At 70.4% G+C, this 9,942-nt stretch carries 11 protein-coding genes; 3 read left to right on the top strand and 8 right to left on the bottom strand.

The window, feature by feature from the left end; genetic code table 11:
* The 3 genes from F6B43_RS19785 to F6B43_RS18820 all read right to left on the bottom strand — a co-directional run.
* A partial coding sequence (locus F6B43_RS19785; protein ID WP_211368207.1) for a hypothetical protein occupies window positions 1–195 on the bottom strand: 195 nt, incomplete at its 3' end.
* 130 nt (window positions 196–325) lie between these two features.
* The gene (locus F6B43_RS18825; RefSeq protein ID WP_170285746.1) at window positions 326–1,759 is read right to left on the bottom strand and encodes an MFS transporter; all 1,434 of its coding nucleotides are present in this window, start codon (window positions 1,757–1,759) and stop codon (window positions 326–328) included.
* Window positions 1,756–2,496: a FadR/GntR family transcriptional regulator gene (locus F6B43_RS18820; protein WP_150450551.1), complete on the bottom strand. Its 741-nt coding sequence runs from the start codon at window positions 2,494–2,496 to the stop codon at window positions 1,756–1,758. Before F6B43_RS18820 ends, F6B43_RS18825 begins: the two co-directional genes overlap by 4 nt.
* Before the next feature lie 188 nt (window positions 2,497–2,684).
* Between F6B43_RS18820 and F6B43_RS18815 the strand changes: the two genes are divergently transcribed.
* Genes F6B43_RS18815 through F6B43_RS18805 form a run of 3 tightly spaced genes read left to right on the top strand, consistent with a single transcriptional unit; the run spans window position 2,685 to window position 5,485 of the window.
* On the top strand, window positions 2,685–3,596 hold the full coding sequence (locus F6B43_RS18815) for a sugar phosphate isomerase/epimerase family protein (RefSeq protein ID WP_246160057.1): 912 nt from the start codon (window positions 2,685–2,687) through the stop codon (window positions 3,594–3,596).
* Window positions 3,597–3,603: 7 nt separating this feature from the next.
* Window positions 3,604–4,575, top strand: a complete 972-nt coding sequence (locus tag F6B43_RS18810) for a 3-hydroxyacyl-CoA dehydrogenase family protein (protein WP_150450549.1) — start codon at window positions 3,604–3,606, stop codon at window positions 4,573–4,575.
* Window positions 4,568–5,485 carry an SMP-30/gluconolactonase/LRE family protein gene (locus F6B43_RS18805; protein ID WP_246160056.1) on the top strand — a complete coding sequence of 306 codons (918 nt, stop codon included), beginning with the start codon at window positions 4,568–4,570 and terminating at the stop codon, window positions 5,483–5,485. The genes F6B43_RS18810 and F6B43_RS18805 overlap by 8 nt, the downstream gene beginning before the upstream one ends.
* A gap of 15 nt (window positions 5,486–5,500) precedes the next feature.
* Here F6B43_RS18805 and F6B43_RS18800 read toward each other — a convergent pair whose 3' ends face one another.
* Genes F6B43_RS18800 through F6B43_RS18780 form a run of 5 tightly spaced genes read right to left on the bottom strand, consistent with a single transcriptional unit; the run spans window position 5,501 to window position 9,887 of the window.
* Window positions 5,501–6,097 (bottom strand): energy-coupling factor transporter transmembrane component T family protein, encoded by a 597-nt coding sequence (locus F6B43_RS18800; protein WP_150450548.1) that lies wholly within the window; start codon window positions 6,095–6,097, stop codon window positions 5,501–5,503.
* Complete coding sequence (locus tag F6B43_RS18795) at window positions 6,094–6,780, bottom strand: energy-coupling factor ABC transporter ATP-binding protein (protein WP_150450547.1); 687 nt, start codon at window positions 6,778–6,780, stop codon at window positions 6,094–6,096. The genes F6B43_RS18800 and F6B43_RS18795 overlap by 4 nt, the downstream gene beginning before the upstream one ends.
* The gene (locus F6B43_RS18790) at window positions 6,777–7,955 is read right to left on the bottom strand and encodes a thiolase family protein (RefSeq protein ID WP_246160055.1); all 1,179 of its coding nucleotides are present in this window, start codon (window positions 7,953–7,955) and stop codon (window positions 6,777–6,779) included. Before F6B43_RS18790 ends, F6B43_RS18795 begins: the two co-directional genes overlap by 4 nt.
* Window positions 7,948–9,258 carry an AMP-binding protein gene (locus tag F6B43_RS18785; RefSeq protein WP_246160054.1) on the bottom strand — a complete coding sequence of 437 codons (1,311 nt, stop codon included), beginning with the start codon at window positions 9,256–9,258 and terminating at the stop codon, window positions 7,948–7,950. The genes F6B43_RS18790 and F6B43_RS18785 overlap by 8 nt, the downstream gene beginning before the upstream one ends.
* Complete coding sequence (locus tag F6B43_RS18780; protein WP_150450546.1) at window positions 9,255–9,887, bottom strand: biotin transporter BioY; 633 nt, start codon at window positions 9,885–9,887, stop codon at window positions 9,255–9,257. Before F6B43_RS18780 ends, F6B43_RS18785 begins: the two co-directional genes overlap by 4 nt.
* Window positions 9,888–9,942: the final 55 nt, after the last annotated feature.

Genomic DNA, 9,942 nt, shown 5'->3' with positions numbered 1-9,942 from the left:
CCACCGCAACCCCACCCCCGACGACCGCACATCGAACGCGAACGACCCCACCCGCTCATCGATCAAACCCTCCACACCATCACCCAAACCAAACCCACCCACCACCGGCGACACCGAAGCCCCATCATTCTCAGCCCCAGTCGCCGACACCACACCCGACCCCAACACCAGACACGTCGCCAGCACCACACCCACACCCGCACGTCCTCGTGCCGCGGCCCACACCAAAAGCAGACATCACGAAGCCCTCCCAGACCGAACTTGTGCAAGAACACTAGTATATCGATAAGGAAATGCCCTGTGAGTTATCCACAGGGTCGGGTGATCACGGGTTCTGCGGCGGTGAATGGGTGGCGGAGACCCGACGGCGCGTCGCCCCCGATCCCGTGTCGCGGGGCAGCCGGATGGCTCCCCCCAGGGGGAGCACGAGCAGCAGCGCCGCAAGTCCGGGCGCCCAGCTGTAGCCGAGCGCCTCGTCGCCCGTGACCGCGCCGGACGCTGCGGTGCCGAATCTGACCAGAAGGGCGCCGGTAGCGATCCCCAGTGCGATCGCAACCTGCTGCAGCGTCGCGACGAGCGTGTTGACGCTTCGCGGATCCTCGCCCTTCACATCCAGGAACGGGAGCGTGTTGTATGCGCTGAACCCGATCGAGCGCAGGGAGCCGCTGCACACCAGGAGCAGCCCGACGACGAACAACGGGGTGTCGGCGCGTACCAGTACGAAGGTCGCGAGTGTGAGGGCACCGAGCAGATTCGCAGCGATCAGCACCGTGCGGAACCCGAATCGTCGGAGGAGAGGGCTCGTGGCGGGCTTGATCAGGACGTTGCCGAGGAAGACGAGCATCACCATGAGCCCGGCGCGGGTCGCGCTCCAGCCGAAACCGACCTGGAACAGCAGAGTGAAGACGAAAGGCGCGCCCGTGATCACGAGACGGTAGACGCCACCGCTGATGCTCGCGGCGCGGAAGCTGGGGATCCGCAGCATCCCCCAATCCAGGAGCGGTCGCGCCCTGCGGCGCATCCGCGTGATCGCGACCCAGCCCGCGATCACGCCGAGAGCGATGAGAGCGAGCGACGCAGCGATCGCCGGGCCGCTCCCGCCGCTCAGAAGCTCGGCCCCGGATGTGATCGCCACCAGGGCGACGGCCATGAGCGCGAAGCCCTCGCCATCGAGCCGCGCGTCGGGCTGCCGGACCGTCCGGGGGACGAGGAGGAGACCGAGCGCGAGAAGGAGGATTCCGATCGGCGCGTTGATGAGGAAGATCCAGCGCCAGCCGACGGTGTCGGAGAGGATCCCTCCGATCGCCGGCGCGATGACGGGTGCCAGAAGGGCAGGCCAGGTGAGGAACGCCACGGCATCCAGCACATCGGCGGGGCGGATCTCACGCAGAACAGCGAGCCGGCCGACGGGGATCATCAATGCCCCGCCGATGCCCTGGACGGCGCGGGCGGCGATCAGGAGCGCGAGCGACTCGACGCTCGCGCATGCGATCGACGCCACCGTGAACAGGACGATCGCCGCGAGGAAGACGACCCGGTCTCCGAGGCGCGCCGCGAGCCAGGCGCTCGCGGGTATCGCGATCCCGGCTGCGACGAGGTAGGCGACCATGGCGGTGTTGACATCTGCGGGCTGCACCCCGAAGTCGCGGGCGATCGCGGGTGCGGCGGTCTGGATGATCGTCGCGTCGAGGCTCTCCATGAAGAGCGTTGCCGCGACGAGGAGTGCCAGGCGGCGGCTGAAGGACCGCGGATCGCTCACGTGACCTTCGTCGTGGCGAGCACTGAGGCGTTCCGGAGGTCATGTCGGGTCTGGGTGAGGTGACGGCGCATCGCTTCTCCGGCGGCGCGTGGCGTGCGCGCGTTGATCGCGGCGTAGATCTCCTCGTGCTGCGCCACGAGGTCATCGAGCACGCGCCCCTCCGCGAGAAAGCCCGACAGGCTGGCGACGCGGCTCGCGTGCAGCGGCTCTTCCATGCCCTCGACCAGGAGATCGAACATCCGGTTCCCGCTGGCAGAGGCGATCACGGCGTGGAAGTGGACGTCGGCGGCATTGAACGCATCGGCGTCTGCTCCGGCTTCCCGCATCGCGGCGAGCGCGTTCGCCAGTGATTCGCGGTCGGCGCGTGTCGCGTGGCGCGCGGCGAGCGATGACGCGCTGACCTCGATCGCGAAGCGGACTTCGAGGAGCTCCAGGAGCCCGCGCGGATCTCGCCGGACCGCCGCAGAGAAGAACGCCCGCAGGGGCTCGGCCGACGCGTGCGCGACCGTGGCCCGGCGACCCTGACGGACATCGACCAGACCTCTGGCAACCAGAGTGCGGATCGCCTCGCGGACGGTGAGCCGGCTCAGTCCGAGCTCGGCGGCGATGTCAGCCTCGGACGGCAGGTCGTCGCCGGGTTCGAGACCGCTTTCGAGGATGACGCGCTCGAGGTGGTCGACCACGACCGCCGTCGCGGTGCGCTGCGACGGCTCCTGAGCTGGTTCTGGTATGCCCACACCCGAACTCTACGCTGATCTGTCCTGAGCCTGCGAGTGCCATCGCCCTTGACTTCGCGGGGATCGCGAGGAAGCTGAATGACGATCACGTTGCGAACCTGTCTGATAGGTAATAGCCTCACAGCAGAGTCGACGCCGACGCTTTCCGGCATCGACCGCGAGAGGATCGGTGGTGACGGATGCCCGCGATGAGTGACGCCGACGACTGGGTGATCGCGGCAGCGATGCTCAACTTCCCCGGGCAGCACGACGCCCCCGTCGACATCTGGCGCGCCGCGCTCGATCAGGTCTCGCGCGCCGGATTCACCGACGTCGATCCGACGGACTCGTGGGTGCGCGTGGCCGATCTCACGCCATCGCGGCTGGCGGATTTCATGGATGCCGTGGCCGACGCCGGCCTGCGCATCCCCGCCATCTCCACCGCTCGTCGGAGCGTGATCGACCCCGAGAGCGGCGACGAGAACCTCGCCTACAGTCATCGCGTGATCGACACGGCCGCCGCCCTGGGGGCTCGCCATGTGTCTCTCGCGCTGATGCGCCCGCTCACTCCCGCGCAGCAGACCGCCCTGTGGTTCTGGACAGCGCCCGGACCCGCCGATCCGGACGACGAGGCGACGTGGCGGCGCGCGGTGACGCGCTTCCAGGAGCTCGGTGCTCATGCCGAGTCGGTGGGAGTCGAGATCTCGCTCGAGCTGTACGAGGACACGTACCTCGGCACGGCCGCGGGGGCCGTCCGGCTCGTCCAAGACATCGGCAGCCCCGCGGTCGGGATCAATCCCGACCTCGGCAACCTCGTCCGCCGCTACGGACCGGTGGAACCGTGGCTCGAGATCATCTCGGCAACAGCGCCGTACGCCCGGTACTGGCACGTCAAGAACTACGCCCGCGCTGAAGACTTCACCACGGGCGCCGCGATGACCACGCCCACCTCGATGGCGCTCGGCGTGATCGACTACCGCACGGCGATCGCCGTCGCGATATCCGCGGGATTCTCGGGGGCGTTCTGCGTCGAGAACTACGGTGGCGACGGCCTCAGCGTCAGCGCGGGCAACCGTGACTACCTGCGCTCGATCCTGCCGCAGCGACACCTACCGGAATGAGGACGGAATGATCGACAGCATCCGCAGCGTCGCCGTGGTCGGCGCGGGGTACATGGGCGGCGGCATCGCTCAATCCTTGGCGCGAGCCGGGTATCCCGTCGTGATCGCGGATGTCTCGGCGGAGGCCGCCGCCGCAGCGGGGCGCCGGCTGGTCGACGAGGCCGAGCGCTTCGAGGGGACGGGGGAGTTCGAGCCCGGAGCCGCAGAGGCGGTGCGCTCCCACCTCTCGGTCGCGGCCGACATCGAGAGCGCCGTGGCGCATGCCGACTACATCCAGGAGGCGGTCTCGGAGGTGCTCGCCGTCAAGCACGACGTGCTCGGCAGGATCTCGCGCGCCGCGAAGCCCGACGCCATCATCGGCAGCAACACATCGACGCTGCCCGTTCACGAACTCGACGTGGCCGTCCAGGGCCCGGAGCGCTTCCTGAACGTCCACTGGAGCAACCCGGCGCCGTTCGTTCCCGGAGTCGAGCTCATCATGGGGCGTCACACCGATCCGCGGGCCGTGGACGTGGTGAAGGAACTGCTCGCCGCCGCGGGCAGATCGGGCGCCAGGGTCGGCGACGTCCCGGGCTTCGTCCTCAATCGTCTGCAGTACGCCCTCTTGAAGGAAGCATCCGCCATCGTCGAGGAGGGGGTCGCCACGGTCGACGACGTCGACACCATCGTCAGGACGACGTTCGGATTCCGTCTGGCGTTCTTCGGGCCCTTCGCGATCGCCGACATGGCGGGGCTCGACGTGTACGCCGACGGATTCCGCACCCTGCAGGGGGCATACGGCGAGCGCATGGCGCCCCCGCAGCTCATCCTCGATGCCGTGTCGGAGGGGCGCTTCGGCGTCAAGTCGGGGAGCGGCCTGACCGGCGACATCGATGCCGAGCGGGTGCGAGAGCTCGAGGCCTACCGAGGCAAGGTGTACAGCGCACTCGTGCGCCTGCGGGCCGAGGCGGGGCCGTCGCCGATCGAGCGACGTGCCTGAGAACCGCCGCGGGCACCGACCGGACGCAACGGTTCCCGCCCGGCTGACCGTGCTCGATGAACGCATGAGCCGCGTGCGTACGGACGCCCATCTGCGCGTGCACTTCACGGGCGGCAGGTGGCTCGAAGGACCCTCGTACTCTGCTCAGGGCCGCTACGTGCTCTTCAGCGACATCCCGAACGACCGGACGCTGCGTCTGGACGGGATGAGCGGCGCGGTCACCGTGTTCGATCAGCCGTCGCGCTTCGCGAACGGTCGCACCCACGATCCGGTGGGACGCCTCGTGACCTGCCTGCACGGTGATCGTGCGGTCGTCAGGCGCGAGCACGACGGGAGTGAGGTGGTGATCGCATCGTCCTACCGAGGCGGCAGGCTGAACAGTCCGAACGATGTCGTCGTCAGCGCGGCCGGCGAGATCTGGTTCACCGACCCGACCTACGGCATCGTGAGTGACTACGAGGGGCACGAGGCGGTCCCGGACCAGGACCTATGCGGTCTGTACAGGTGGACCGAGGGTTCGGCGGACCCCGTCCTGGTCTCGGGCGGGTTCGCCCAGCCCAACGGGCTCGCATTCGGTGCCGCGGAGCGGGTCCTCTACGTCGTCGACAGCGAGCGCGACACGATCTCGGCGCTTGACCCGGGCGCCGATGACGTCATGAGCACGGGACGCACCCTCGTGCGTGACGGTCGCGGCTTCGACGGGATCCGCGTCGACTCCGCCGGGCGGATCTGGGCGGCCACGCGCGACGGCGTCAGCTGCTTCGATGACGAGGGTGTCGAATTGCTGCGGATCGACGTGCCCGAGCCCGTCTCGAACCTCGAGTTCGGCGGGGTGCAGCGCAACATCCTCTTCCTGACGGCGACGACCAGCCTCTACTCACTGCGTACATCGGTGCGCGGGCGCGGCTGAGCAGGGGGCGGGGCGCTACTGGACCCCGCGAGCAGCCAGAGCCTCGGCGAGTTCATCGGAGTGCTTGATCGACATGACCAGGAGAGGCACCACGGCAGTGTGCGGTCCGACCCGCACGCCCCGAGCACGTTGAGCCTCACGGATCGCGGTGGCGAACCCGGCGATCACCGGGATCGCGGTGATCGTGAGGGCGAGCACGAGCCCGACCGCCGCCGGGTCCGCGCCGAGCCGGCGGAGCGGAGCGAGCCCGCGCTCGACGCTGTCCAGGACCGCCGGCACCCGTGTGGTGAGCGTGATCAGCGACGCGAGCACGACGACGACCACGACGCGCCCCGTGTTGGTGAGCGCGGTGACGGGCGGCAGGAAGACGAGCTGGGTGAGGAGCATCACCACGACCACCCATTTGATGGCGAGCGCCTGCCGCACGAGTTCACGCGGCCCGAACCCCCCCAGCGCGTACACGCAGATCGTCAGTACGGCAGCGACGCCGAGCCCGATCGGGGAGGCGGCCAAGACGCTCACGGCGACCGCGATGACGGCGAACGCGAGGATCTTCACCCCTGCCGGAAGGCGATGCAGGACGCTGTCACCCGGCCGGTACAGCGAGATCATGCCGCTGTCCGCTCGTAGTCGGCGATGATCTTCTCCGGAGATCCGGCATCGACCAGGCGCCCGCCGTCGAAGCGCAGCGCGATGTCGCAGCGAGCGGCGAGCCGGAGGTCGTGGGTCACGAGCACGAGCTGTCGCAAGGTCGCGTCGAAGAGGTGATCGACGATGCGTCGGGCGTTCGCCATGTCGAGGAGGGCGGTCGGTTCGTCGGCGATGATCAGGTCGGGCTCGGTGACGAGGATCGCGGCCAGCGCGAGCAGCTGCTTCTGGCCGCCCGACAGGCTGTGCGCCGACTGTTCGGCGAGGGCTGTGAGGCCCACGGCGTCCAGCGCCGCAGCGACACGGTCCTCGCTCGACCGATGATCGAGTCCGCGTCCACGGAGCGAGAAGGCGACGTCTTCGGCCACGGTCGGCATGATGATCTGGGCGTCCGGGTTGCTGAAGACGAAGCCGACCCGGCGCCTGAGGGCCCTGCCCTCGCGTGCGGGGTCGAGTCCGTGTACCGAGATCGATCCGGAGGACGCGGTGACCAGCCCGTTGAGGAGACGTGCGAACGTCGACTTCCCCGAGCCGTTCGCGCCGACGACCGCGATGCGGCGCTGGTCGAGCTGCACCGAGACATCCTCGAGGATGCGTCGCCCTCCGCGATCGACGGCGACGCCCGAGAGCGCGATCGACGCCGTCATCGCACGACCTCGACGAGCAGGGCGACGCCCATCCCGCCGCCGACCGCGGCCATCGCGAGTCCTCGAGTGCCCGCAGGTGCCCCCGAGCGGACCAGACGGGAGAAGAGCCTGACGATGCCGATCGCCCCGCTCGCGCCCCACGGATGTCCGAGGGCCAGCGCACCGCCGTCGGCGCAGACGCGCGGGTCGATCCCCTCCCCGGTGCGCAGACCGAGGCGGCCGAGCACGGCGAGGGCCTGCGCCGCGAACGCCTCGACGATCTCGATCGCGGCGACGTCGTCGAGGGTGACCCGCGTCATCCCGAGCAGACGTTCGACAGCCGCGACCGGCCCGACGCCGGGGAGCGCCGGATCACAGCCCACCGTCGCGTGTCCGATGACCGCGAGGCCGGGTGCGCCACGCCGCGCGGATGCCGGGACGAGGGCGACGGCGGCCGCTCCGTCACTGATGCGGCAGGAGTTGCCCGCCGTGACGGTGCCGACCCCGTCGGGCGCCTGGCCGGGGTGGAGCGGCGCGAAGCGCGACAGCATCCGCTCCAGTCCGTCGCGGGGTCCGTCGTCGTGGTGCACGCCGCCCACCGGCACGATCTCGGCGTCGAAGCGGCCGGAGAGCTCGGCGGCGCGCGCGAGGTTGTGGCTGCGGAGGGCGTACGCATCCTGCGCCCCGCGATCGATGTCGTCATGGGCGGCCAGCGCTTCCGCCGCGGGGCCCATCTCGGGATCCGGGAAGCCCGCGGGGGCGAAGGCCGCGCGGGGATAGGCCCTGCCATCGGCGATGCGCAGGGGCGCGGTCGAGGCGCTTTCGGCGCCTCCGGCGAGGATCATGCGCGCCTCACCCGCGCGGATCGCATCCGCAGCCGTCGCCACGGCGGCCAGGCCGCTCCCGCACTGCCGATCGACGGTCATGCCGGGTACTGTCAGGTCGAATCCCGCGGCGAGCGCCCCCAGTCGCGCGATGTTTCCGCCGGGCCCCATGCAGTTGCCCAGGATGACGTCGCCCACCGCTATGTCCCTTCCCGTCGCGATCGCCGCGTCGGCGGCTGCGCTGCGGAGGGCCGCGGCGGCCAGTCCCTCGACGCCGAACCGTGACAGGCGCCCGCCGGCCGTGGAGATCGGGGTCCTGCGCGCGGCGACGATCACGGGGACGCCGTCCGGCCGGGTCGCGGACTCAGTCAAGTCTCGCCGTCCGTCCGCTCAGCGCTTCGTCGCGGATCCTCGAACGTTCGGGCTTGCCCGATGGTGTGCGCGGCAGCTCTGGGCTGACGAACCAGCGCCTCGGGAGGTGCGTCAGCGTGAGCATCGACCGCACTCGATCGCGCAGGTCGGCGGACGTGAGAGGCGCGCCGTGCGCCGCGAACTGCACGGTCACACCGACGAGCGATCCGGCTCGGGAGTGAGGGATGGCGAAGGCGACAGCATCCTGGACACCGTCGACCGCTCGAAGGGCTGCCTCGACATCCGCGGGGATGACGGTCGCCGACGAGGTCTGGATGGCCGCATCGCGACGTCCGCGCAGCACGATGCGCGGACCGTCATCGCCGGACGAGGAGCGAGCCCCGGCGAAGGCGGCACGGTCTCCCACCGTCGCCCATCCGTCCGAGTCATGCCGGAAGGCTCCCCCGTCGGCGCCGAGGTACCCGAGCGCGAGGTAGGGCGACCTCACCCACAACTCGCCGTCGCGGATCTGCACGTCGACGCCGGGGAACGGCCGATGGCCCCGGCCGTCGACGTCGATCGCGACGAACGACAGTTCGGCGGCGCCGTAGTAGGCGATGGTGCGGATGCCGTGACTCTCGGCACGATCGCGCAGGCCCCGATCCAGCGCGTCGCCGCCGACGAGCGCGGCTCGGAGCCGATGCGCACTGCCGCCCTCGATCAGCTCGATGATCGCGCGGAGTCCGTGCGGCGTGGTGTGGGTGATCGTCGCGTCGGTGATGTCCTCGGCCACGAGCGCTGCGTGTGCCGGAAAGCGGAGGGGGATTCCCGTTGCCGCCGCGTGGGCAACCGAGAAGAGCGAGAGGGAGGATGACAGGGGCGCGGGGAGGAGGACGGTGTCATCGCCGTCCAGCGCGAGCAAGGACCCGACGGCAGGAAACGAGTCGGCCCACGAGCGGTCGGTGCGCAGCAGCAGCCGAGGCGAGCCGCTGCTCCCCGACGTGAAGGATGCCCATGCGGGGCGTCCGTCGATCGATTGCGGCGCCTGCCGGACCGCCGCTGCCTCGGCGGTGCCGGAGCACAGCAGCGCTCGGGCCCGGCGGTCGGGGCCCGAGCGGTCGTCGGTGATGATCCCGATACCGCTCGCCGCGCGCACGGCGAGCAGGGTCGCGACCGCCTCGATCGGATCCGTCGCGGAGATCGGTACCAGCGTTCTCCCCGCGACGACGGCAGCTGCGGCGGCGCCGGATCGCGCTGCGATGAGGGACGACACCTCGTCTGCGTCGAGTGCGACCGCCCCGCGGCGCAGGCCGGGCGCTCTCACCGCGAGCCCGCATCCCCTCCGGCTGCAGCAGCGACCCGATCGCGCTCCGCGGGCTGAGCCACGCCCACGCGGTGGAAGGCGGCGGGGTAGGCCCGCCACAGGGCCACGACGATCGCCGACGCGACAGCCACCTTGATCAGGTCCCCCGGCAGGAAGACGAGGCTCGACAGCGCGGTCGCGCCCAGGGGAAGTCCGGTGACGAACGACTGCACGGGCACCCCGATCGCGTACACGACGGCGACGCCTCCGACGAAGCACGCGAGAGCGGTCCGCCACCACGTCGGGCGGCGGCGGCCCGTGCGCAGGATCAGGCCGATCACGAAGGCCCCGGCGATCCACCCGAGCAGATAGCCGGCGGATGGCCCCACGAACACGGCGACGCCGCCTCGTCCGCCCGAGAGGAGGGGGAGCCCGATCAGCACGAGCACCTCGAATACGATGACCGCCGTCGCGCCGAGCCACGGCCCCAGGACCGCGCCGGCGAGCATGACGCCCAGGGTCTGGGCGGTGATCGGAACCGCGCCGCCGAAGGCGGGGATCGAGCCGGGGATGCCGAGGGTGGCGATCAGGGCGGCGAAGATGGCGACGCGGGTGAGATCGGAGAAGCCGATCGACGAAGAGCGAGACATGATTCCGATCCGGGCAGAGGGTGCGGTGTCGGCACGGCGATCGACATGAACACCG

This window comes from Microbacterium rhizomatis (genome assembly GCF_008710745.1).
GTDB lineage: Bacteria > Actinomycetota > Actinomycetes > Actinomycetales > Microbacteriaceae > Microbacterium > Microbacterium rhizomatis.
The sequence above is the reverse complement of the archived record's forward strand: the minus strand, read 5'-3'. Positions and strand labels throughout refer to the sequence as shown.

Bases quoted from the DNA above. Each gene is read 5' to 3' on its own strand.
- F6B43_RS18780 (WP_150450546.1), bottom strand. From the start codon at position 9,887: ATGTCTCGCTCTTCGTCGATCGGCTTCTCCGATCTCACCCGCGTCGCC.
- F6B43_RS18810 (WP_150450549.1), top strand. From the start codon at position 3,604: ATGATCGACAGCATCCGCAGCGTCGCCGTGGTCGGCGCGGGGTACATG.
- F6B43_RS18800 (WP_150450548.1), bottom strand. From the start codon at position 6,097: ATGATCTCGCTGTACCGGCCGGGTGACAGCGTCCTGCATCGCCTTCCG.
- F6B43_RS18815 (WP_246160057.1), top strand. From the start codon at position 2,685: ATGAGTGACGCCGACGACTGGGTGATCGCGGCAGCGATGCTCAACTTC.
- F6B43_RS18795 (WP_150450547.1), bottom strand. From the start codon at position 6,780: ATGACGGCGTCGATCGCGCTCTCGGGCGTCGCCGTCGATCGCGGAGGG.